This window comes from Achromobacter spanius, from assembly GCF_003994415.1.
GTDB lineage: Bacteria > Pseudomonadota > Gammaproteobacteria > Burkholderiales > Burkholderiaceae_B > Achromobacter > Achromobacter spanius_C.
In genome coordinates this window covers 3,888,011-3,911,406 of record NZ_CP034689.1, presented here as the reverse complement: position 1 = coordinate 3,911,406, position 23,396 = coordinate 3,888,011, and the positions used below count along the sequence as shown (strand labels likewise).

Genomic DNA, 23,396 nt, shown 5'->3' with positions numbered 1-23,396 from the left:
AAAGGGAAACGCGCGGTCAGGCGATTTCAATGGTGTCGCCGTTGAACCGGGCCTGCCAGGTGCGCAACTGCTGTTCGGGGTACTGCACGCAACTTCCATCCGCCAGACGGAAGTGCTGCTTGTAGAGCGGCGAGGCCACCACCAGGCTGCCGCCCAGGTGACCGACCAGGCCGCGCCCGATGACGTTGGCGCCGGATTTCGGGTCGCGGTTTTCAATGGCGTAGAGCGGGTTGCCATCGGCTGCGGGCACGTAGAACAAGGCAATCTGCTGCCCGTCCAGCAAGACGACCACGCCGGAGTCGGCCACCAGGTCGTCGCGGGTGCAGACGGCGCGCCAGGCTGGCGTGGGGGTAGCGGAAGCGGCGGCAAGGGCTGAAGCATTCATCAGACGATCTCCTCGGCAATGGGAATGACGCGCGCGGGCTTGCGATCAAGCTCGGCGGTTCGCGCGGGCCGGGGCTGGCCGCGTTCTTCCACGAATTGAATGTCCGGGTCGCCGCCGCGCTCGTTGACGAAGGTGCGGAAGCGCTTGAGCTTTTCCGGGCTGCTGACGGTGTTGGCCCATTCGCATTCATAGCGGTCCACCACCAGTTGCATCTGCGCTTCCAGTTCGGCGGCCAGGCCCAGGCTGTCGTTCAGCACCACGTCTTTCAGATAGTCCAGCCCGCCTTCCAGCGACTCGCGCCACACCGAGGTGCGTTGCAGCTTGTCGGCGGTGCGGATGTAGAACATCAGCACGCGGTCGATGATGCGGATCAGCGTGGCGTCGTCCAGATCAGTGGCGAACAGTTCGGCGTGGCGCGGGCGCATGCCGCCGTTGCCGCACACGTACAGGTTCCAGCCGTTCTCGGTGGCGATGACGCCGATGTCCTTGCTTTGCGCCTCGGCGCATTCACGGGTGCAGCCCGACACGGCAAACTTCAGCTTGTGCGGCGAACGCAGGCCCTTGTAGCGGTGTTCGATGTCCAGCGCCATGCGCACGCTGTCCTGCACGCCATAGCGGCACCAGGTGCTGCCCACGCAAGACTTCACGGTGCGGGTCGACTTGCCGTAGGCGTGCCCGGTTTCAAAGCCGGCGGCGATCAGCTCGCTCCAGATGTCCGGCAGTTCATGCAGTTGCGCGCCGAACAGGTCGATGCGCTGGCCGCCCGTGATCTTCGTGTACAGCTTGTATTTCTTGGCGACGGCGCCGATGGCGATCAGGCCGTCGGGCGTGATTTCGCCGGCCGGAATGCGCGGCACCACCGAATAGGTGCCGTTCTTCTGCATGTTGGCCATGAAGGTGTCGTTGGTGTCTTGCAGCGGCACCAGGCGCGGTTCCTGGATGGGGCGGTTCCAGCACGAGGCCAGGATGGAACCGACGGCGGGCTTGCAGATGTCGCAGCCGACGTGGCCCTTGCCATGGCTGGCCAAGAGTTCCTCGAACGTTTCAATGCCGCCCACGCGCACGATGGCGTAGAGTTCCTGGCGCGTATAGGCGAAGTGTTCGCACAGGCTCTTGTCCACGGCCACGCCTCGGCTGGACAGTTCGTGTTCCACCACCTGCTTGAGCAGTGCGGCGCAACCGCCGCAGCCCGAGGCCGCCTTGGTGCAGCTTTTGACGCCGGCCAGGTCCGTGCAACCGCCGTCGATGGCGGCGCTGACGGCTCCCTTGCTGACGTTGTGACAGGAGCAGATGGTGGCGGTGGCGGGCAGCGCGTCCACGCCCAGCGCGGGCGCGGCGCTGCTGGCGGGCAGGATCAGGCTTGCCGGATCGGCGGGCGGCGCGATGCCGTTCTGCGCGTATTGCAGCAGCGTGTCGTAGTAGCGGTTGTCGCCCACCAGCACCGCACCCAGCACGCGCTTGCCGTCGGCCGACACCACCAGACGGCGGTAGCTGGCGCCGGCTTCGTCGATAAAGCGGTAGCTGCGCGCGCCGGGCGTTGTGCCATGCGCGTCGCCAATCGAGCCCACGTCGACGCCCAGCAGCTTGAGCTTGGTGGACATGTCGGCGCCGGTGAACGTGTGTTCCGATGCGCCGCACAGTTCGGCCGCGGCGATGCGCGCCATCTGGTAGCCGGGTGCCACCAGGCCGAACACGCTGCCGTTCCAGGCGGCGCATTCGCCGATGGCGTAGATGTGTTCGTCGCTGGTGCGGCAGTGGTCGTCAATGGCCACGCCGCCGCGTTCGGCCAGCGTCAGCCCGGCCTTGCGCGCCAACGCCACTTGCGGGCGGATACCGGCGGAAAACACAATCAGGTCGGTTTCCAGCGGCGCGCCTTCGGCAAAGCGCATGCGGTAGCGATACTGTGTGCCGGGCTTGATGTCCTGCGTGGCGCGCGACAGATGCACGCCCACGCCCAGCGCTTCAATGCGCGCCTTCAAGGCCGCGCCGCCTTCCTCGTCCAACTGCACCGGCATCAGGCGCGGCGCGAACTCCACCACATGCGCTTCCAGGTTCAGCGACTTCAAGGCGTTGGCGGCTTCCAGGCCCAGCAGGCCGCCGCCCACCACCACGCCCCGGCGCGCGCCTTGGGCGGCTTCGCGGATCAGGTCCAGGTCGTCGATGCTGCGATACACCAGGCGCGACGTGCCCTCGGCGCCAGCGATGGGCGGCACGAAGGGGTAGGAGCCGGTGGCCAGCACCAGCTTGTCGTAACCGACGCGGCCATTGGCGGTAATGACTGCTTGCGCGTGGCGGTCGATGTCCAGCACCGGCTCGCCCAGATGCAGCGTGAGCCCGTCGCGTTCATAGAAGGCGGCATCGCTCATCGACATGGATTCGGCGTCGCGGCCATTCAGGTATTCGGACAGGTGGACGCGGTCGTAGGCGCGGCGCGTTTCCTCGCCATAGACGTGGATGCGATAGCGCTCAAGCGCGCCTTGGGCGATCAGTTGTTCGACGCAATGGTGGCCCACCATGCCGTTGCCGATGACGACCAAGGTCTGCAAGGAATCGGGAGTGGCCGCTGCTTTCATGAATATCCCCAGGCTTGTGGTTTGGGTTTCAAAAGACAAAAAGCGCCCTGGACCTTTCGGTCGGGGCGCCTTTGCCGGTACTGCTTGAATTGTGCTGCGGGCCTTGCGGCCTGCATGAACAACTTAAGCAAAGACCATGCCAGGTTTTCGTAAGGGAGCCGTGGGGCAGAGTTACGCGCGGGGCGTCATAGGGGAAAGCGCGGGCAAGCGCGGAATCCAGGCGCTGATCAAGCCAGCCCGGCGATGCGGGTGGCTGGCGCTGAGTGCTTCAAAGCGGTGCAAGCCGTTGTGCGCGCCGCACTGATTTGGCGCAGCGCAACATGGCGGGGCAGGGGTGATTCAGTGACGCGCGGCTGTCCTTGTTCTGGTTTTGCTGGATCAGGAACGCCATCAGGAACGTGATGATGGTGGTGCCGGTGTTGACCACCAGTTGCCAGGTTTCGGAATAGCTTTTGGGGGGCGCGATGGGTCTTTGGCCGTCTCTTTCGCCTCGCCGGATAAGCAACGTGACGCCTACTTGGGCCGAGGCTCGCGCAGCCCTTTATCAGGGGCCGCCAGTTCCCCTGCGCGCAGGCGCGGCAGGCACTGCGCCATCGCGCGCGCCACGTTGCGCACTTCTTCCTGCACGGCCTGATCCTGATCCAGGTCGGCGTGGCTGGTGGCGTAGGGCTGGTAATAGCCGATATAGCGGTCCAGCCGCGACATCGCCCCGGCGTCGATCAGGCCCATCCAGTCCAGCCAGTCGCTCAAGGCGCGCCGCTGACCTTCAATGCCGGCCACGTCGCCATGCACGACCAAGCCGTAAGCCCGCCCCGCCAGATGCTTGGGATAGGGCCAGCCGTCCAGTTCAATACGCTTGGCCTTGGCCGCGTCCTTGCCGGACGTGGTGGTGGGATCGGGGTTGCCGCCATCGGCGCACACCAGGCGGTCGATCATCAGCTTTAACGGGCTGGGCGATTGATACCAATAGGTGGGCGCCAGCAATATCACCCCATGCGCCGCCACCCATTGTTCGTAGATGTCGTTCATGGCGTCGTTGTCCTGACCCAGGGAATGGTTGGGATAGCAACTGCATGGCCAATGGCACAGCGGCATGGCGGTGGATACGCAGCCTTTACAGGGGTGGATCTGGAATTGGTATTCAGACGTCAGCCGGCTCAGGTCCAGCAGGTCGGTTTGCACCTGGGCGCTTTCCAGTTCCTCGCGGACAATCCGCGCCAGGCGCCAGGTTTTGGATATCTCGCCCGGGCAGGTGCCATCGTTGCGCGACGCGCCCGCCACCACCAGCACGCGCGAGGGGGTGTCGGCGCGGCGCTGCGTCTCGGCGGCTTGCGCCAGGCGGTCGTGTGCTTCTTTCCATTCCACCGACAGGTCGTAATCCGGGTCGGCATACGCCGCGCCAGCCTTCACGGTGATGGGCGCTTTGCGCCCGCCTTGGTAAGCGTCCCAGGCGATGGCTTCCAGGCGGTTCAGCGCTTCCTGTTGCGCCTGGAAGGCGGGGTCGTAAAAGCGGCGCATGAAGCGCTGCCTGAAGGTGTCGCGCGCAAGCGGGCCGGTGTATTGGCCTTTGCGCACATCGGGCTTGGATGCGGTCATGGCAGGCTGATCGGGTACGGTGACGCCCCGCCGCCAGCAAGCCGCGTGCCCGCTGCTATTGGCCGCCCGTCATCACCACCATGACTTCGGCCGGCTTGGCGCTGCGCGACAGGTAGATATGCCCCACGCCGCTGTCGAAGTAAGCCGTCTCGTGCTTGGCCAGCACCAGCGATTGACCGTTTTCAAAGCGGATTTCAAGTTCGCCTTCCAGTACCACCAAAAATTCCTGGCCGGCGTGGCGCATATAGTCTTCGAACTCCGACTCCTCGCGGGCCAGGATGCGGCCATACATGGGCGTCATGCTGCGCTGCGGATACTGGCCAGCCAAGAGCTTGTAGTCGTAGGTGCCCGTCAGGTAGCCCGGCGATTCGGCCAGGGTGCAGCGCAAGGCCGTGGGGGCGGGGCCGCTGTCATCCTGCGCCGTCACCGGCCCGAACAGTTTGGCGATGTCCACCTCCAGCGCGCGCGCCACGGCGGCGAACTTGGCATAGCTGATGGACACCTGGCCCAGTTCCATCTTCGACAAGGTGGACAGCGCCACGCCGGTCAGCGCCGACAGTTCTTTCAACGTCATGGAGCGGGCTCGGCGCAGCGCGCGCAAGCGAATGCCCAGACTGGTGCGGTCGGCCAGGATGTTGGTGGCGGGCGAGGGCGGACGGATGATGGGCATATCGGTGCTTTCCCCTAGCGGCAAGGGCTGGCGTCATGCCGCCTGCCTTTTTTTCGTTGACGGATATTCTGTCATATTCGAGAATTCTCAAATCCGAGAATTATGGAATCGCCATGAGCTTGCAGCAGTTTGACGTGGTCATCGTGGGGGCAGGCATTGCCGGGGCCTCTCTGGCTTATCGCTTGACGGCTGAAACACAGCCGCCTCTGCGCGTACTGCTGCTGGAGCGCGAAGCGCAGCCCGGCTATCACGCGACCGGCCGCTCGGCCGCCATGTTCATGGAAACCTATGGTACGCCTCAGATCCAGGCGCTGACTCGCGCCAGCCGCGCCTTTTATGAGCAGCCGCCCGAGGGCTTCACCGAGCACCCGCTGCTGCATGAGCGCGGCTGCATGTATATCGCCACGGCAGACCAGCGCGACGCGCTGATGGCAAGCTACGAAGGCGCCCAGGCGCTGGCGGGCAATGTGCAGTTGCTGGACGCGGCGCAAGCCCTGTCGCGCGTGCCGTGCATCCGCCCCGAGGCGGTGGCGGGCGGCGCCATGCTGGAACCCGACGCTCGCGACCTGGACGTGCATGCGCTGCATCAAGGCTTTCTGGCCGGTGCGCGCCGGCATGGCGCGGTACTGCGCTGCAACGCCGAACTGGAGTCCGGCCAGCGGCTGGGCAGTGACCAGTCGGACGAACAATCCGGCGGGCCCTGGACGCTGCGGCTGAAAGACGGCACGCAATGGCAGGCGGGCGTCGTGGTCAACGCCGCGGGCGCTTGGGCCGACGACGTGGCCGAACGTTGCGGTGTGGCGCCCGTGGGCTTGCAGCCTTGCCGGCGCAGCGCCTTCACGTTTGCCGCGCCGGAAGGCCTTGATTGCAGCACCTGGCCGGCCGTGGTCGGCATCGACGAGTCTTTCTATTTCAAGCCCGACGCGGGCCAGTTGCTGGGTTCACCCGCCAATGCGGACCCGGTGGCCCCGCACGATGTGGTGGCGGAAGAACTGGACGTGGCCACGGGCATCTATCACATCGAAACAGCCACCACGCTGACGATTCGGCGGCCCTCGCATGTGTGGGCCGGGCTGCGGTCCTTTGTGCCCGACGGCGACATGGTGGTGGGTTTTGACAATGCCCAGCCCGGCTTTTTCTGGCTGGCCGCGCAGGGCGGTTATGGCATTCAGTCGGCGGCCGGGGTGTCGACCTTGGCGGCGGCGCTGGTTACTGGCCAAGCCCTGCCGTTGGAACTGATCGATCAGGGCGTGGCGCCGTCCTTGATGACGCCCGCCAGGCTGCGTTGAAAGATAGGCCTGCGCAAATTGAAACGCGCTGATTGATATGTGTGTGTAGTGACTTCTGCCTAAGACTCATCGAACAACAAGGGGACAACCATGTTCATGCAACGCAGGAAGTTCGTCGCGGCGTGCGCCGCCATCACCCTGGCGGCTGGCGCGGGGGCGGCACAGGCTGCCGACTACCCGCAACGGCCTATTCAATTGGTCGTGCCGTATCCGCCAGGGGGCGCGGGCGACGTGCTGGGCCGCATCATCGCCAAGCGCCTGGGCGAAGAGCTCAAGCAATCCATCATCGTCGAAAACAAGGCCGGCGCGGGCACCATCCTGGGCGCACAGACCGTGGCCAAGGCGGCGCCCGACGGCTACACGCTGCTGCTCAGTTCGGGCACCACCTTCACGGTGAACCCGGCCGTGTACGCCAAGCTGCCCTATAGCCCGACGCAAGACTTCCAGCCCGTGGGCATGGTGGGCCGCGCGGCGCTGATCATCGTGGCCAACGAGCAAACCCCGTATTCAGACTTGAAGGGGCTGGTGGCCGCCGCGCGCAAGGAAGGCGACAAGTTTTCCTATGGCTCGTTCGGCATCGGCACGGTGTCGCACTTTGCGGGCGAAATGTTCCAGGCGGCGGCCGGCACGCACATGACGCACATCCCGTACAAGGGCAGTGGCCCCGCCATGACCGACCTGATCGGCGGGCAGATTCCCATTCTGTTCGACACGGTGGTGTCGGCAATGCCGCAGATCAAGTCGGGCAAGATCAAGGCCATTGCCGTGACCACGCCGCAGCGCTCGGCCTTCCTGCCTGACGTGCCGACGGTGGCCGAAGCCGGTTACCCCAGCGTCAGCATGGACACCTGGATTGCGGTGTTTGCGCCCAAGCGGGTGCCGGCCGATGTGGTCGCCACGCTGAACGCCGCCCTGACCAAGGCCTTGAAGGACCCCGAGACGCAAAAGCAGTTGCGCGCCAGTGGGTTCGACCCCACGCCGATGGACGCCGCAAGCGTGGCCAGGGTCATCGAGGAAGAAACACCGCGCTTTGCAGAGATCGCCAAGCGCGCGGGCATCAAGGCGCAGTAATCGCGTAACCGTCCTTAGCCGAACGCCGCCCTGACGGCGGCGAAGGCGGCCCCCACCAAGGGGTCGCCTTGGCGGGCGGCCTGGGTAATGAAAGACAGCTCGGCCGGGATGGCCAGGCCGGGCAGCAGCAACAAGCCATTGGCCTGCGATTCACGCAGCGCAATCGAATCGCGCACCAAGGATAGCCCCACGCCGGATCGCACCAGGTCCAGCATGGACGCTTCCTGATCCACTTCCGCCACCGCGTTGGGCGCGATGCCCAGCGCGTCGAACTTGGCCGCCAGCAAGCGGTGGTGCACGGAATCCGGCGGGGTCCAGATCCAGGGCAGGGCGGCAATCTCTTGCCAGCCTCGGCCGGCCACCTGTGCGCTCCAGCCCTTGGGCGCCACCACGTAATAGGTAAACGACGCCAGCGGCAAGACTTCCAGCAAGGGGGCGCCGCCCGTTGCGCCTGCCGGCCCCAAATAGAAACCCACGTCCAAATCACCCGCCCGCACCTGCCGGCCGACGGACCCTGACATGCCATGGCGCAGCGTGGGTCGGATTTTCGGATAGTGCTCCACCAGGTATTGCAGCGTGGCGCCCAGGCGCAGGAACTCCGGGTCCAGGATGGTGCCGATGCGCAGTTCGCCTTGCACCGTGTCGCGCAGCGCGCCAATGGCGCGTTGGAAATCTTCCATGGCGTCCAGAATGCGCAGCGCGGACGGCAGCAGCGCGCGTCCATCCGCATTGGGCGCCAGCCCCTGCGCCGTGCGCGCGAAGAGCGTCAGGTCCAGCGATTCCTGAAAGTTTTTCAATTGCAGGCTTAGCGCGGGCTGGGTCACATGCAGGTGTTCCGCCGCGCGCGTCAGGTTGCCTTCCCGCGCCACGGCGGCAAAGGTGCGGATGTGCTTCAAGTCCATGGCGCTGTCCGTCCCGAAATGGGGGTGAGCATTATTAAAGATGCTTATAAACCGAATTTCAACTTTTCATTGGACAGTTGGGGGCGGCTGCGCCAGAGTCATGGCAGACGCGGGGGCACGGCTGGCGATGCACAGCAAGTCATGCCCCGCAAACCAATAAAAAGCAGATAACAAGTGCTTATGGAGACATACGGTTGATGGAGACATACGATTTCGTCATCGTGGGCGCGGGCTCGGCCGGCTGCGTGCTGGCCAACCGCCTCAGCCAGGACCCCAACACCAAAGTGCTGCTGCTGGAAGCCGGGGGCCGCGACAACTACCACTGGATCCACATCCCCGTGGGCTACCTGTATTGCATCGGCAACCCCCGCACCGACTGGATGTACCGCACGGTCAAGGAAGCCGGGCTGGGCGGGCGTTCCTTGATTTATCCGCGCGGCCGGGTGCTGGGCGGATGCTCGTCGATCAACGGCATGATCTACATGCGCGGCCAGCGTGAAGACTACGAGGACTGGGCCGCGCTGTCCGGCGACCCAGGCTGGGGCTGGGACCAGGTGCTGCCGGTCTTCAAGCGCAGCGAAGACTATCACCGTGGCGCCGACGAATTCCATGGCGCGGGCGGGGAATGGCGGGTCGAGGCGCAACGGCTGCGCTGGGACATCCTGGAAGCCTTTGCCGCCGCGGCCGAACAGGAGGGCATCCCCCGGATTCAGGACTTCAACCGGGGCGACAATTTCGGCAGCGGCTATTTTGAAGTGAACCAGCGTAGCGGGTGGCGCTGGAACACGGCCAAGGCATTCTTGCGGCCGGTGATGAAGCGGCCCAATCTGCATGTGATGACGGGTGCGCAGGCCGAGCAACTGGTGTTCGAGGGCAAGCGTTGCGTGGGCGTGCAAGTGCGGCTGGAAGGCAAGGGCAAAGAGCGGGGCACGCCGCGGACGATTACCGTGCGCGCTCGCCGTGAAGTCGTCATGGCGGCGGGCGCCGTCAACACCCCGCATCTGCTTGAATTGTCGGGTGTCGGCGAACCCGCGCGCCTGCGTGAAAGCGGCATTGGTTTGCGCCACGCCTTGCCTGGCGTGGGCGAAAACCTGCAAGACCATCTGCAATTGCGCGTCATCCTGAAGGTCAATGGCGTGAAGACGCTGAATCGCATCGCCGGGTCGTGGCTGGGTAAGGCCGGCATCGGGCTGGAATACCTGCTGCGCCGACGCGGGCCGATGAGCATGGCGCCGTCGCAGTTGGGCGCGTTTGCCAAGTCGGACCCCGGCCAGACGCGCGCCAATGTGGAATTCCATGTGCAGCCTTTATCGCTGGGGGCGTTTGGCGAACCGCTGCATGCCTTCGACGCCTTCACGGCTAGCGTATGCAACCTGCGGCCTACCTCGCGCGGCAGCGTGCATGCGCAAGGGGCGGCGGGCACGCCCGATGGCGCGGCGCCCGTCATCGCGGCCAATTACCTGAGCACGGAAGCCGACATCCAGGTGGCGGCGGATTCCATCCGGCTGGTGCGGCGCATTGCCGCCGCGCCCGCCTTGCAGCGTTATCAGCCCGAGGAATGGTTGCCCGGTCCGGATTATCAGACGGATGAGCAATTGCGCGAGGCGGCCGGCAAGATCGGCACCACCATCTTCCATCCGGTGGGCACCTGCGCCATGGGCAAGAACGCGGACAGCGGCGCGGTGGTGGACGCGAGGCTTAGGGTGTTCGGGCTGGAAGGGCTGCGCATTGCGGACGCCTCGGTGATGCCGCTGATCACATCAGGCAACACCAATTCGCCCACCATCATGATCGCGGAGCGCGCGGCAGACATGATCCTGGAAGACGCGCGAGCAGAATCGCGGGCAGACGCGTAGGAAAGCCCGCGCCGGGCGCGTCCTTGATGTCTCTTGGACGCGCCGCGTGATTTGAATGGGTGTGAATGCGTGCGATCAGCGCAGCGAGCGGTATACGTCCGGGCGCTGCGGGTGCGTCAGGATCACTTGCCAGAGCTGGCCTTCGCGTGACCGGAAAAAGCCCGCGCAACACATCAGATAGTATTTCCACATGCGGTAAAAGCGCGTGCCGTAGCGTGACTGCAAGGCCGGCCAGGCGCGCTCAAAGCGGTCCCACCAGGCCATCAGCGTGCGGTCGTAGTCGGTGCCGAAGTTGTGCCAGTCTTCGATGATGAAGCGGTGTTCCACGGCCGTGGCGATTTCGCGCGCGGACGGCAGCTTGCCGTTGGGGAACACGTAGCGGTCAATCCACGGGTCGGTGCTTTGGCTGGTGGCCGCGATGCCGATCGTGTGCAAGAGGAAGATGCCGTCCGGCGCCATCAGGCGTTGCACGTTGTTGAAGTAGGTGTCGTAGTTCTTGGGGCCGACGTGTTCAAACATGCCCACCGATACGACCTTGTCGAAGCTGCCTTGCAGGTCGCGATAGTCTTGCAGCAGCAGTTGCACCGGCAAGCCCTTGACCCGTTCCTGCGCCAGCGCCAACTGTTCCTTGGACACCGTCACGCCCGTGACCGTCACGCCGTAGTTCTCGGCGGCGAACTTGGCCAGCCCACCCCAGCCGCAGCCAATGTCCAGCAGCGTCTCGCCGGGCTTGAGCTGCAGCTTGCGGCAGATCATGTCCAGCTTGGCCAGTTGGGCGTCTTCCAGCGTCTGGGCGTTTTCCCAGTACGCGCAGGAATAGATCATGCGGCTGTCCAGCATGGCTTCGAACACGTCATTGCCGGCGTCGTAATGCTGTTCGCCCACTTCAAAGGCGCGGTGCTTGGACTGCAGGTTGAACAGCTTGTGGCGCAGGTGCTCGGCAATCAGCTTGATGCGCGCCACGCCCAACGCGGCCGAGCCCATGTCGGCGCGCAGCAGGCGGGTGAAGAGTTCGTCCAGTTGTTCGCAGTCCCATTCCCCGTCCATATAGGACTCGCCAAGGCCCAGCGACCAACTGGCGAAGACGCGCTCGTACATGTGCTTGTCATGTACCTGGATGTCCCAGGGGCGCGTGCCGTTGATCTGCACGTCGGCCCGGGACAGCACGTCCTGCAGCACTTTCGGTGGTTCGGGGGGAGGGGGGCTGACGTCGGGCGACGAGTGGTCAGCGGTTAGCGGAGAGACAGGACTGCTTTGCTGCATACGGACTCCATATCAATTTTGGGATGACTGATCTGGCAATGCCTGAAGCTCATAACTCTCGCCCCAACCGGCGGCCGATTCCAATTTAATGATTGGATCGGCCTGATAGCTAACGGCAATTCCGTACCGCCGCGACAAGGGGGCGCCGATGAGAATGGGGTGATCGTAGCGAGGCGCGGGCGCAGTGTCCAGCACGGGGCGCGGCGTCTGAATTGCACCCGGCCGCGCCGTCGCCGTCATGCGAATGTCCGGCTGACGCGATTACACTAGTGCGCCCTGGTGGGCCGCCGTTGCGGCGCCCGCCGATACGTGGAGTGATTAGTTTGGACGCCAGCCTGCAACCCCGCTTGGAATTCGTCACCTGCGCCAGCCCGGCCGGCTTGCATCGCATGGCCTACTGGGAATGGGGCGACCCGGCCAACGATCAAGTGCTGCTGTGCGTACACGGGCTGACCCGAAGCGGGCGCGATTTCGACGTGCTGGCGCGCCGGCTGGCCGGCCGCTACCGCGTGGTGTGCCCCGACGTGGTGGGCCGAGGCCGCTCTGACTGGCTGGTCAACCCCGCGTTCTACACGGTGCCGCAGTACGTGTCCGACATGGTGACGCTGATTGCGCGCTTGCAGCCCGCCACGCTGGCCTGGGTGGGCACGTCGATGGGCGGCTTGATCGCCATGGCGCTGTCCGGCGCCGCGGTGTTCGCCACCGCCATGCAGGCCATGCGCCCGCATGCGGGCATGCTGCTCCCCGACCATGGCATCCGGCTGAGCAAGCTGGTGCTGAACGATGTGGGGCCGCGCCTGGAAACCGGCGCCTTGTCGCGCATCGGCCAATACGTGGGCCAGCCGGGCGAGTTTGCCTCGTTCGAGGAAGCGGTGGCCACCATGCGCGCGAATTCCGAGACTTTCGGACCGCACACCGACGCGCAATGGAAAGATCTGGCCCAATACCTGTACCCGGAATTCGGCGGCAAATGGGTCAAGCACTACGACTTGGCGCTGGCCCAGGCGCTGGCCGCGCAAACGCCGGAAGAATTGGCGGCGGGTGAAGAGATTCTGTGGCGGTCCTACGACGCCGTGCCGTGCCCCATCCTGATCGTGCGCGGTGAGAAGTCCGACCTGCTGACGCCGGCCACCGTGGACGAGATGCTGAAACGCAACCCGCGCGCCCAAGCGCTGGAAGTCCCGGGAGTGGGGCATGCGCCGACCTTGATCGCGGACAGCCAGGTGGAGCCGGTGGCGGCGTTTCTTCTGGCCTGAGCGTCCGCGCTGCGATTAGGGGGACGCCCCGGCGCTATTCAGGGTGCCGGGGCTTCTCTACAATAGCCCGATGAAATCGCCCACCCTGAACATTGATCTGCACTGCCATTCCACCGTCTCCGACGGCGCGCTGGCGCCTCGCGACGTGGCGCAGCGCGCGCACGCCAACGGCGTCGACGTCTGGGCATTGACGGATCACGACGAAGTGGGCGGCCTGGCCGAAGCTGCCAGCGCGGCGCAAGACCTGGGCATGCGGTTTTCCACCGGCGTTGAAATCTCGGTCACGTGGGCGGGCCTGACGGTACACATCGTGGGCCTGCAATTTGATCCGGGGAACGCTGACTTGGTCGCGGGCTTGCGCAAGACCCGATCGGGCCGCGCCGAACGCGCCAAGCGCATCGGTGATCGTCTTGCGGACATGGGCATGCCTGGCGCCTACGAAGGCGCGCTGCCCTTTGCCGGCAACCCTGAATTGATCAGCCGCACCCACTTTGCGCGTTATCTTGTCGAGGCGGGTTATTGCCCCGACGTGCAAACCGTATTCACCAAACATTTGGGCGACGACCGCCCCGGCCACGTGCCCATGCAATGGGCCACGCTGGCCGAAGCAGTGGGCTGGATCCGTGGCGCGGGCGGCCGCGCGGTCATCGCGCACCCGGGCCGCTATAAATACACGCCGCTGCAATTCGCCGCGCTGTTCGACGAATTTTTGCAGTTGGGCGGCGAGGGCATCGAAGTCACCACCGGCAGCCACACCGTGGAAGAAGCCCGCCAGTATGCCGAGGTGGCGCGCCGCTATGGCTTCCTGGCGTCGCGCGGGTCTGACTTCCACAGCCCCAAGGAAAGCCGCATCGACCTGGGCCGCCTACCGTCGCTGCCGTCCGACCTGAAGCCGGTCTGGCACGACTGGTTCTGACGCGGGCGACGTTGGCCACCCTGCAAGCTTGACGCGGGTGGCCAACGTCGCTGCCTCTGCAAGTTTGACGCGGGCGGCCAACGTCGCTGCCTCTGCAAGTTTGACGCGGGCGGCCATCAACGCCGCCCACCCTGCAAGCCATTGATATTGGGATCGCGCCACTGCGGCGCAGCCGCTATGAACAAAGCCTTTGTTAAAGAGTCCGACAACGAGGACGACGACGACCTGCCGCAAGCCCAAGCCTTGCCCGCGGGCACCAAGAACTACATGACCCCCGAAGGCTACGAACGCCTGCGCGCCGAACTGACGCACCTGATGAACGTAGAGCGCCCGTCGGTAGTGCAGGTGGTGTCGTGGGCAGCCTCCAACGGCGACCGTTCCGAAAACGGCGACTATCTCTACGGCAAGAAACGCCTGCGCGAAATCGACCGCCGCATGCGCTTTTTGACCAAGCGCCTGGACATCGCCGAAGTGGTCGACCCCGCCTTGCAGCCCAACCGCGACCAGGTCTTCTTCGGCGCCACGGTGTTGTACAGCGACAAGGCCGGCGAAGACCACACCGTCACCATCGTCGGCGTCGACGAAGCCGAGCCCCTGGCCGGAAAAATCAGCTGGATTTCCCCCGTCGCCCGCGCGCTGATCAAAGCAAGAGAAGGCGACACGGTAGTGCTGCGAACCCCCGGCGGAATAGAAGAGCTGGACATCATGGAAGTGCGATACCCGTAGGATCGCCTTGGGATACCCGTAGGATGGGTGAAGCGCGAGAATCCTTAAACAAGAACAAAGCCCTACAACGCGCGCAACCCATCAAGCAGCGGTGGAGTTTTTAACGGCAGCAGCCATAAAGCCACCTCCGCCCGATGGGTTACGCGCGATCCGCATCCGATTCCTTTTGGAATGCATCCCGCGCTTCACCCATCCTACGAGTCCGCAAAGGAAACAGGCGCCAGCTTTTGGCTGGCGCCTGTTTGGTTGGGAGGGCTCTGACGTCCCTGCCTCGGTTTGGCGGCTTGCGCCGTCGTTCCCCTGGGGCTTGCTGCTAAATCAGTACGTTGGCGTCAACTCGCTTCACTGCTTGCGCGCAGCGATGGATTTTTCGGCCATGTTGACCAGGTCTTCGCCGATCTGCTTCTTCCACTTGTCGTAAACCGGCTTCGTGGTCTTCACGAACGCCTCGTGTTCCGCTTTCGACAAGGACGTGACCGTCACGCCGTGGCCTTCGATTTCCTTCAGCAGCGACGGGTCGCTGGGCGTGACGCCCTTGCGTGCAATCACGATCTGCTGCTTGCCGGCATCCAGCGCGGCCTGGCGCACGATGTCGCGGTCCTTTTCCGACCAGGAGTTCCACACCTCGCGGTTCACCACGAAGATCAGCGGATCGGCCACGTAGTTCCACAGCGTCAAATACTTCTGGCCCACCGTATACAACTTGGAACCCGTGTAGATCGACAGCGGATTTTCCTGCCCATCCACCGCACCGCTAGCCAGCGCCGGTTGCGCATCCGCCCAGCTCATCTGCGTGGGGTTCGCGCCCAAAGCCGTGAACGTGTCGATGTACAGCGGCGAGCCCACCACGCGCAGCTTCATGCCCTTCATGTCGGCGGGCGATTTCACTTCGCGCTTGGAATTGCTAAGTTGGCGATAGCCGTTTTCACCCCAGGCCAGCGGCACCACGCCGGCTTTTTCGATCAGCTTGAACATTTCGCGGCCCACGTCGCCTTGCACCAGCGCGTCGATGGCGGCGTAGTCGGGCATCAGGAAGGGCAGCGAAAACAGGTTCAACTGCTTGACCTGCGGCGACCAATTGATGGTGGACCCCACGGCCATGTCGATCACGCCTTGGCGGATGGCGGTGAATTCGCGCGTCTGGTCGCCTTGCACCAGCGACGTGCCCGGGTACACCTTGATGTTGATGCGGCCATCGGTGCGCTCGCGCACCAGCTTGGACCAGATTTCCGCGCCCTGGCCCCACGGGAACGTCGTGCCCACCACGATGGACAGCTTGTATTCGGACTTGTAGTTCTGCGCGTGCGCGGGCGTCATGCCGACCACGGCGGCGGCGCACAACGCGGCGCCGATCAGGTTGCGGAAGTTCATGTTATGTCTCCTCTCTTTGCGAGTGTGTCTGTTGTTGTAATCAAGATCGCTACGGACTTGCTTTCGCTTCAATAGCCCAACTTCAATAACCCAATTTCCCCGGCAGCCACAGCGCCAGTTGCGGGAACAGCAGCACCGCCACCAGCACCAAAAACATGGAGCCCAGCAGCCACACTACCCACCGCACCGTGGACTCCATGGGCACGCGCGCAATGCGGCACGACACCATCAGGTTCACGGCCAGCGGCGGCGTGAATTGGCCCAGCGCCACCTTCAAGGTCAGCACCACGCCGAACCACACCGGATCCCAGCCGTAGGCATTGGCAATCGGCATCAGCAGCGGCACGAAAATCAAAAAGATCGAGATGCCGTCCAGGAACATGCCCACCGTCATCAACAGCAGAACCAATAACGACAGCACGCCCCATTCGCCCAAGCCGGAATTGACGATGGCGTTGGTGATCGGGTCAATCACGCTCAGCGTGGACAACGCCCACGCAAAGATGCCGGCCAACGTCACCACCAGCATGATCACGGCGGACAGTTCGGCCGCTTCGCGCAAGATGGTGAAAAGGTCGCGCAGCTTGATGGTGCGGTGAATGAAACCGCCCACGAACAAGCCGTAGAACACGGCCACCACTGCCGCCTCGGTGGGCGTGAACCAGCCCAGCCGCATGCCGCCCAGAATCAACACCGGCGCCGCCAAGCCCCATGAAGCATCGCGCAGGCTTGCCCAGAAGGGCGGGCGCGGCAGGTGGGATTCCAGCGCGCCCATCTTGTATTTGCGCGATAGCCACACGGCCGGAATGATCAGCGCAAAGCCCGCCAGCAGGCCCGGAATCATGCCGGCGGCAAACAGCGCGGGCACGGACGCGCCGGGCACCAGCACCGAATAGATGATGAACGCCACCGACGGCGGAATCAGGATGTCGGTGGCCGCGCCCGCCGCCACCACCGACGCCGAGAACGACCCCGGATAGCCCGCGCGCGACATGGCGGTGATCATCACCGCGCCCACCGCCGCCGCGCAGGCCGGGCCGGAACCCGAGATACCGCCCAGGAACATGGCCACCGCAATCGACACCAGCGGCAGCATGCCCGGGCCGCGGCCCACGATGGCAATCGCAAAATCCACCAGCCGCTTGGCCACGCCCGACCGGTCAAAGATGGAGCCGACCAGCACGAACATGGGGATGGCCAGCAGCGGGTACTTGGCCAGCCCCGCATAAAAGTTCTGCGGCACGGCCAACAAGCCATACCAGGGTGTGTGCAGATTGGACAGCACGATGGCGATGGTGCCGCCGATGCCCAGCGCCACGCCCACCGGTACCCCGATCAACATCAGGACGACAAAGACAATGAACAGCAGCGACACAATCATGGCTTGCCCGCGCTTTGCAGAAGGCGGCGGATGATGCCCAAGGTGCGCAACGAGATTGCCGCTGCCATCACCGGCAACCAGATCGAATACCACCAGGTCGGCACGCCGATCGCGGGAGACGTTTCTTCGTAGATGTACTCGTCCGCCACCAGCTTCACCGACAGCACGGTCAGCAGCACGAAGAACGCCAGCACGCAGCTGTTGGCAATCAAGGCCATGATGCGCTGGCGGCGCGCTGACCCCGAGTCGGCCAGGATTTCAATGCGGATATGGTGGTTGCGCACAAAGGCCACGCTGCCGCCCGCCATGGTCAGCACGATCAGCAGGAACACCGAGATTTCTTCGGTCCAGGCGAACGACTGGTCCGTGAAATAGCGCACCAGCACGTTGGCGAAGGTGATCAGCGCCAGCGTGGCCAGCAGAATCACGGCGAGCCATTCTTCGATGGCCAGCGGCACCTTTACGGCGGGATCGGGTTCAACGGGGATGATCGGTTCGACGGGCTCGACGGAGGCTTCAGGGCGGGACATGGGTGCGACGACGGCTTGGGCGCTGGGGCCCGCTTTATGAATTGGGTCGCTGCATCCTACCGTCGCCCTCAGGGCGCGGGTGTTCGTGTTTTCCCGTGGTGCGGGGCGACAACAACATGTTGCATTGCGTCAGACGGGGCGGCGTAGCGTTGGGAAGACTCTGGAAATTCCGCGATGACAACAGGGCTTCAGCAAAATATTGCTATGCACCATCCTGGCGCGTTCGCATCAGAATTCTTTTGTAACACCAGGGAAAACAAGGGCTTTGCAAGCTTCTTGAATAACGGCTCCGGGAAAACCCCCTAAACAGGTAAAATCCCGTTTTGCTCCCATCCTTATACGGCGCCCGCATCGTGTCCCTAGTTCAGCATCTGCCTGGTTCCTCCGTCCTGTCCTCCTTTCGTCGCGATCGCCTGTTGGCGCAACTAAAGGAAGCCGGCCTGCCGGTGGCCGACATCTCCGCTCGCTACGAGCACTTCGTCAGCACCGACGCCGCCTTGACGGCCGAACAGCAGCAACACCTGACCCAACTGCTGGATTACGGCACGCCCAGCACGGCCGACGCGCCGGCCAAGAGCCTGTCGCTGCTGGTCATTCCGCGCCTGGGCACCATTTCCCCCTGGGCCAGCAAGGCCACCGACATCGCCCACAACTGTGGCTTGTCGTCGGTACACCGCATTGAACGCGGCGTGCGCTATGTGATCACCCCCGAACGCGGTCTGCTCGGCACCAAGTCGTTTGACGACGCCATGCTGGCGCGCGCGGCCGACTGCCTGCACGACCGCATGACCGAAACCGTGGTCGACGCCAGCTTCGACGGCCAGGCGCTGTTCCAGACGCTGGCCGGCAAGCCCATGCGCACCGTCGGCGTTCAGGCCGAAGGCTTCAAGGCGCTGGCCGAGGCCAACGTGTCGCTGGGCCTGGCCCTGTCGGAAGACGAAATCGAATACCTGGCCAAGTCGTTTACCGACCTGGGCCGCGACCCCACCGACGTGGAACTGATGATGTTCGCGCAGGCCAATAGCGAACACTGCCGCCACAAGATCTTCAACGCCGAATGGGTCATCGACGGCCAGTCGCAGCCCAACACGCTGTTCGGCATGATCCGCGCCACGCACAAGGCGCAGCCGGAAGGCACCGTCGTGGCTTACTCGGACAACGCCGCCATCATGGCCGGCGGCCCCGCGCAGCGCTTCCAGGCCGGCGTGCCTGGCGTGACGGGCGAGGGCGCCGACGGCGCCAAGTACATCCGCCGCGACACCACCGTGCACACCTTGATGAAGGTGGAAACCCACAACCACCCGACCGCCATCGCCCCGTTCCCGGGCGCGTCCACCGGCGCGGGCGGCGAAATCCGCGACGAAGGCGCTACCGGCCGTGGCTCCAAGCCCAAGGCCGGTCTGACCGGCTTCACCGTGTCGCACCTGCGTTTCGACGACGCGCTGCAACCCTGGGAAGCCGACCACCACGGCCTGCCCGAGCGCATCGCCTCGCCCTTGTCCATCATGATCGACGGCCCCATCGGCGGCGCGGCGTTCAACAACGAATTCGGCCGGCCCAACCTGCTGGGCTACTTCCGTTCGTTCGAGCAGACCGCGGGCGGCACGCGCTGGGGCTATCACAAGCCCATCATGATCGCGGGCGGCCTGGGAAGCATTGACGCGGGCCTGACCCACAAAGACGTGATTCCTCCCGGCGCGCTGCTGATCCAACTGGGCGGCCCGGGCTTCCGTATCGGCATGGGCGGCGGCGCCGCGTCCAGCATCAGCATGGGCAGCAACTCGGCCGAACTGGACTTTGATTCCGTCCAGCGCGGCAACCCGGAAATCGAACGCCGCGCGCAAGAAGTCATCGACCGCTGCTGGCAGCAGGCCGAGAACAACCCCATCATCGCCATTCACGACGTGGGCGCGGGCGGCTTGTCCAATGCCTTCCCGGAATTGGTCAACGACGCCGGCCGTGGCGCCATCTTCGACTTGAAGCGCGTGCCGCTGGAAGAGTCGGGCCTGTCGCCCGCTGAAATCTGGAGCAATGAGTCGCAGGAACGCTATGTTCTGTCGATTCTGCCGAAAGACCTGGAACGCTTTGACGCCATCGCCCGCCGCGAACGCTGCCCGTACGCGGTGGTGGGCGTGGCCACCGAAGAACGCCAACTGCGCGTGGTGGACGGCGAAGGCCTGCCGGGCCTGGACACGATTCGCCCGCAAGGCGACGCCGAAGTGCGTCCCGTGGACGTGCCGATCGACGTCATCCTGGGCAAGCCGCCGCGCATGACGCGCGACGTGCGCCGCCTGCCTGGCGTGTCCGCGCCGCTGGACCTGGCCGGCATCGACCTGACCGAAGCCGCTTACCGCGTGCTGCGTCACCCCACCGTTGCCAACAAGTCCTTCCTGATCACCATCGGCGACCGCACCGTGGGCGGGCTGTCCAGCCGTGACCAGATGGTCGGCCCGTGGCAAGTGCCGGTGGCTGACTGCGCCGTGACGCTGGCCGACTACGAAGGCTTCCGTGGCGAAGCCATGTCGATGGGCGAACGCACCCCCATCGCCATGCTCGACGCCCCGGCATCCGGCCGCATGGCCGTGGCCGAAGCGCTGACCAACCTGGCCGCCGCCGACGTGGCGCGCCTGGAAGACATCAAGCTGTCCGCCAACTGGATGGCCGCTTGCGGCGTCGACGGCCAGGACGCCGCGCTGTATGACACCGTGTCCGCCGTCAGCGAACTGTGCCAGGCCACCGGCCTGTCCATTCCAGTGGGCAAGGATTCGCTCTCCATGAAGACGTCCTGGGAACAGGACGGCGAGCAGCGTCAGGTGGTGGCGCCGGTGTCGCTGGTGGTGACGGCGTTTGCGCCCGTTGCCGACGTGCGCGCCAGCCTGACCCCGCAACTGCGCACCGACGCGGGCGACAGCGTGCTGATTTTGATCGACCTGGGCCGTGGCCGTCACCGCATGGGTGGTTCCATCCTGGCGCAGACGTACAACCAGATTGGCGAAACCGTGCCGGACATCGACGCGCCGCAAGACCTGCGCGCGTTCTTCATCACGATCCGCACGCTGGCCGAAGCCGGCACTATTCTGGCTTACCACGACCGCTCCGACGGCGGCCTGTTCGCCACGCTGACCGAAATGGCCTTTGCCGGCCGCACCGGCGTGTCCGTGAACCTGGACATGCTGACCTTCGATCCGCAATCGGCGGATTGGGGCGACTACAAGATCCGCCCGGATCAAGTGAAGGTGCAACGCGAAGAGCTGACGCTGAAGGCGCTGTTCTCGGAAGAAGCCGGCGCCGTCATTCAGGTGCCCGCCTCGCAACGCGACGCCGTCATGCAGGTGCTGCGTGGCGCGGGCCTGTCGGCTCACTCGCACGTCATTGGTGGCCTGAACGGCGCCGACGAAGTCGAGTTCTATCGCGACGGCAAGAAGGTCTGGGGCCAGCCGCGCGCTGAACTGGGCCGCGCCTGGAGCGAAGTGTCCTACCGCATCATGGCCCGCCGCGACAACCCGGCGTGCGCGCAAGCCGAGCTTGACGTCTGGAACGACACGACCGACCCCGGCATGAGCCCGAACGTGTCCTTCGACCCGCAAGAAGACATTGCCGCGCCCTTCATCAACACCGGCAAGCGTCCGCGCGTGGCCATCCTGCGCGAGCAGGGTTGCAACAGCCAAGTGGAAATGGCCTGGGCCTTCGATACCTCGGGCTTCGAAGCCATCGACGTTCACATGACCGACCTCTTGTCCGGTCGCGTGGACCTGGCGCAGATGCAAGGCTTGGTGGCCGTGGGCGGTTTCAGCTACGGCGACGTGCTGGGCGCCGGCGAAGGTTGGGCGCGCACCATCCGCTTCAACAGCCAGTTGTCGGATCAGTTCGCCGCGTACTTCGCGCGTCCGGATACGTTCGCGCTGGGCGTGTGCAACGGCTGCCAGATGATGGCCGCCTTGGCCCCGATGATTCCGGGCGCCGAGCACTGGCCGCGCTTCACGCGCAACCAGTCTGAAAAGTACGAAGCGCGCCTGTCGATGGTGGAAGTGGCCAAGTCGCCGTCCATCTTCTTTGCCGGCATGGAAGGCGCCCGTATTCCGGTGGCCGTGGCCCACGGCGAAGGCTATGCCGACTTCTCGCAGCAGGGCGACGCCAGCCGCGTGCTGGCCGCCGCGCGCTATATCGACAACCGTGGACTAGCCACCGAAGCCTACCCGTTCAACCCGAACGGCAGCCCCGGCGGCCTGACTTCCGTCACCACGGCTGATGGCCGCTTCACGGTCTTGATGCCGCACCCCGAGCGCGTGACTCGCAACGTCATGATGTCTTGGGCGCCCGAGAAATGGGGCAACGCAGACAAGGGCGGCGCGTACAGCCCCTGGATGCGCATCTTCCGCAACGCGCGCGTCTGGCTGAAGTAAATCATCCAGACACGCGGGCGGTAAGTCAGTCCGTCAAGGCGAAGCCGTGTGCAGGTCGGCGGCTTCGCGTTCAAACTGGGTCGACAGTTCTTCCGCCGCTGGCGTCAACGGCTGCGCCGTGCGTTGAATCAGGCCGATCACATAACTGGGCAGGGGCTCGGCAATGGGCACGATGTCCAGTTGCTCGCGCCACAGATCGGTGGTGATCAAGGCGGTGGGCAGCAAGGCCATGCGGTCGCTGTTCGCCACCAGCGCGGCCGTGTCGATCAAGCCATCCGTATGCATGTCCACACACGGCGTACCCAGGCCGGCATGGCTGAACACGGGGTAGACCGACGCGCCCGGCTGCCCGGGCGGCCCTGCCACCGCGAAGACGGTATCGCGTAGGTCATGCAGGCTGCACGCCTGCCGCAATGGGTGGTCGCGGCGTGCGGCCACCACCAAAGGGCTGGTCAACAGCACACGGGCCTTGAGTTGCGGGTCGGTTTCGTCCGCGTTCAGCGAACAAATGGCGAAATCCAGTTGGCCCTCGCGCAGCAGAGGGGTCAAGGTGTGGTACAGGCCGCTGCGGCAGTTGAGTTCCACTTCGGGGTAGCGCTGTCGGAAGCGCTGAATGGCGGACGTGGACAGCAATACGGATGCTGCCGCCGAGATGCCGTACTGCACGGTGCCCAGGCGTTCACCGCGCATCTGCGCCATGGTGTCCCGGGCGCGCTTGGTTTCGTGAACCAGGTGTTGGGCGTGGGGCAGAAACCGCTTGCCGTAGTCGTTGGGCCGCATGCCTTTGGCGTGCCGGTCAAACAAGGGCAATCCCAGCGTTCGTTCCAGCCGCCGCAAGGACTTGGTTAATGCCGGTTGGGTCTGCCCGGTGGCCCGGGCTGCTGCGTGCACGCTGCCATGTTGCGTGACGGCAAGAAAGTCGAATACTTGCTGCAACTTCATCTTGATGCCTCCCCGTAATTGCTCAGCCGATCTGGCTGAAAGGTCCCCGGCTGCTCGCATCTGAATTGCCGACCGACCGTAGTTCATACTTTTCAAGGCCGCAAGCAGGGGTGGGGGGGAGTAGGGGCTGCGGATCACGCACATCCAGCAACGGCGGGCCTTGCGAGGCGATTGACGTCGCGCCGTGAAGCGCCTTGTCAAACTTTTGTAACGCACTGAGATATTTAACCTTTCGTTGCAAGATGCCGTTAACCGGGGGGAGCGTA

At 64.8% G+C, this 23,396-nt stretch carries 17 protein-coding genes and 1 pseudogene; 7 read left to right on the top strand and 11 right to left on the bottom strand.

Translation table 11 applies throughout. The annotated features are described in order from the left end of the window. Positions 1–16 precede the first annotated feature (16 nt). The 5 genes and pseudogenes from nirD to ELS24_RS17810 form a co-directional block, all read right to left on the bottom strand. Positions 17–385, bottom strand: coding sequence for a nitrite reductase small subunit NirD (gene nirD / locus ELS24_RS17830; RefSeq protein ID WP_050450015.1), 369 nt, complete (start codon positions 383–385; stop codon positions 17–19). Next, positions 385–2,958, bottom strand: a complete 2,574-nt coding sequence (nirB, locus tag ELS24_RS17825) for a nitrite reductase large subunit NirB (protein ID WP_127184908.1) — start codon at positions 2,956–2,958, stop codon at positions 385–387. Before nirB ends, nirD begins: the two co-directional genes overlap by 1 nt. Before the next feature lie 346 nt (positions 2,959–3,304). Further along, positions 3,305–3,418 (bottom strand): annotated as a pseudogene (locus tag ELS24_RS17820) (low affinity iron permease family protein); the annotation flags it as partial. 53 nt (positions 3,419–3,471) lie between these two features. Continuing rightward, a complete protein-coding gene (locus tag ELS24_RS17815; RefSeq protein ID WP_127184907.1) occupies positions 3,472–4,554 on the bottom strand; it encodes a flavodoxin family protein in 1,083 nt (360 codons plus the stop codon). A 55-nt stretch (positions 4,555–4,609) separates the two neighbouring features. Further along, positions 4,610–5,224: a helix-turn-helix domain-containing protein gene (locus tag ELS24_RS17810; RefSeq protein WP_127184906.1), complete on the bottom strand. Its 615-nt coding sequence runs from the start codon at positions 5,222–5,224 to the stop codon at positions 4,610–4,612. Between the two features lie 113 nt (positions 5,225–5,337). Here ELS24_RS17810 and ELS24_RS17805 point away from each other — a divergent pair, with 113 nt between their 5' ends. Both ELS24_RS17805 and ELS24_RS17800 read left to right on the top strand, forming a co-directional pair. Further along, the gene (locus ELS24_RS17805; RefSeq protein WP_127184905.1) at positions 5,338–6,513 is read left to right on the top strand and encodes an NAD(P)/FAD-dependent oxidoreductase; all 1,176 of its coding nucleotides are present in this window, start codon (positions 5,338–5,340) and stop codon (positions 6,511–6,513) included. A gap of 90 nt (positions 6,514–6,603) precedes the next feature. Beyond that, positions 6,604–7,584, top strand: coding sequence for a Bug family tripartite tricarboxylate transporter substrate binding protein (locus tag ELS24_RS17800; protein ID WP_127184904.1), 981 nt, complete (start codon positions 6,604–6,606; stop codon positions 7,582–7,584). A 14-nt stretch (positions 7,585–7,598) separates the two neighbouring features. Here ELS24_RS17800 and ELS24_RS17795 read toward each other — a convergent pair whose 3' ends face one another. Beyond that, positions 7,599–8,486: a LysR family transcriptional regulator gene (locus ELS24_RS17795; RefSeq protein WP_127184903.1), complete on the bottom strand. Its 888-nt coding sequence runs from the start codon at positions 8,484–8,486 to the stop codon at positions 7,599–7,601. Positions 8,487–8,683: 197 nt separating this feature from the next. Here ELS24_RS17795 and ELS24_RS17790 point away from each other — a divergent pair, with 197 nt between their 5' ends. Further along, positions 8,684–10,342 (top strand): GMC family oxidoreductase, encoded by a 1,659-nt coding sequence (locus ELS24_RS17790; RefSeq protein ID WP_127184902.1) that lies wholly within the window; start codon positions 8,684–8,686, stop codon positions 10,340–10,342. A 75-nt stretch (positions 10,343–10,417) separates the two neighbouring features. Here ELS24_RS17790 and cfa read toward each other — a convergent pair whose 3' ends face one another. Then, positions 10,418–11,605 (bottom strand): cyclopropane fatty acyl phospholipid synthase, encoded by a 1,188-nt coding sequence (gene cfa, locus ELS24_RS17785; protein WP_127184901.1) that lies wholly within the window; start codon positions 11,603–11,605, stop codon positions 10,418–10,420. Positions 11,606–11,928: 323 nt separating this feature from the next. Here cfa and ELS24_RS17780 point away from each other — a divergent pair, with 323 nt between their 5' ends. The 3 genes from ELS24_RS17780 to greB all read left to right on the top strand — a co-directional run bounded on the left by ELS24_RS17780 (position 11,929) and on the right by greB (position 14,503). Then, positions 11,929–12,861 (top strand): alpha/beta fold hydrolase, encoded by a 933-nt coding sequence (locus ELS24_RS17780; RefSeq protein WP_428839704.1) that lies wholly within the window; start codon positions 11,929–11,931, stop codon positions 12,859–12,861. A 70-nt stretch (positions 12,862–12,931) separates the two neighbouring features. After that, positions 12,932–13,777, top strand: a complete 846-nt coding sequence (locus tag ELS24_RS17775; protein ID WP_127184899.1) for a 3',5'-nucleoside bisphosphate phosphatase — start codon at positions 12,932–12,934, stop codon at positions 13,775–13,777. A gap of 177 nt (positions 13,778–13,954) precedes the next feature. After that, positions 13,955–14,503 carry a transcription elongation factor GreB gene (gene greB / locus ELS24_RS17770; protein ID WP_127184898.1) on the top strand — a complete coding sequence of 183 codons (549 nt, stop codon included), beginning with the start codon at positions 13,955–13,957 and terminating at the stop codon, positions 14,501–14,503. A 342-nt stretch (positions 14,504–14,845) separates the two neighbouring features. Here the strand turns inward: greB and ELS24_RS17765 are convergent, their stop codons facing one another. From ELS24_RS17765 to ELS24_RS17755, 3 genes are all read right to left on the bottom strand, one after another. Next, the gene (locus ELS24_RS17765; RefSeq protein WP_127184897.1) at positions 14,846–15,874 is read right to left on the bottom strand and encodes a DctP family TRAP transporter solute-binding subunit; all 1,029 of its coding nucleotides are present in this window, start codon (positions 15,872–15,874) and stop codon (positions 14,846–14,848) included. Between the two features lie 82 nt (positions 15,875–15,956). Beyond that, positions 15,957–17,255 (bottom strand): TRAP transporter large permease, encoded by a 1,299-nt coding sequence (locus ELS24_RS17760; protein WP_127184896.1) that lies wholly within the window; start codon positions 17,253–17,255, stop codon positions 15,957–15,959. Next, on the bottom strand, positions 17,252–17,785 hold the full coding sequence (locus ELS24_RS17755) for a TRAP transporter small permease (RefSeq protein ID WP_127184895.1): 534 nt from the start codon (positions 17,783–17,785) through the stop codon (positions 17,252–17,254). The genes ELS24_RS17760 and ELS24_RS17755 overlap by 4 nt, the downstream gene beginning before the upstream one ends. Before the next feature lie 353 nt (positions 17,786–18,138). Between ELS24_RS17755 and purL the strand changes: the two genes are divergently transcribed. Next, a complete protein-coding gene (gene purL, locus ELS24_RS17750) occupies positions 18,139–22,188 on the top strand; it encodes a phosphoribosylformylglycinamidine synthase (protein ID WP_127184894.1) in 4,050 nt (1,349 codons plus the stop codon). A 33-nt stretch (positions 22,189–22,221) separates the two neighbouring features. Here purL and ELS24_RS17745 read toward each other — a convergent pair whose 3' ends face one another. Continuing rightward, a complete protein-coding gene (locus ELS24_RS17745; RefSeq protein ID WP_164741263.1) occupies positions 22,222–23,130 on the bottom strand; it encodes a LysR substrate-binding domain-containing protein in 909 nt (302 codons plus the stop codon). Between the last annotated feature and the right edge of the window lie 266 nt (positions 23,131–23,396).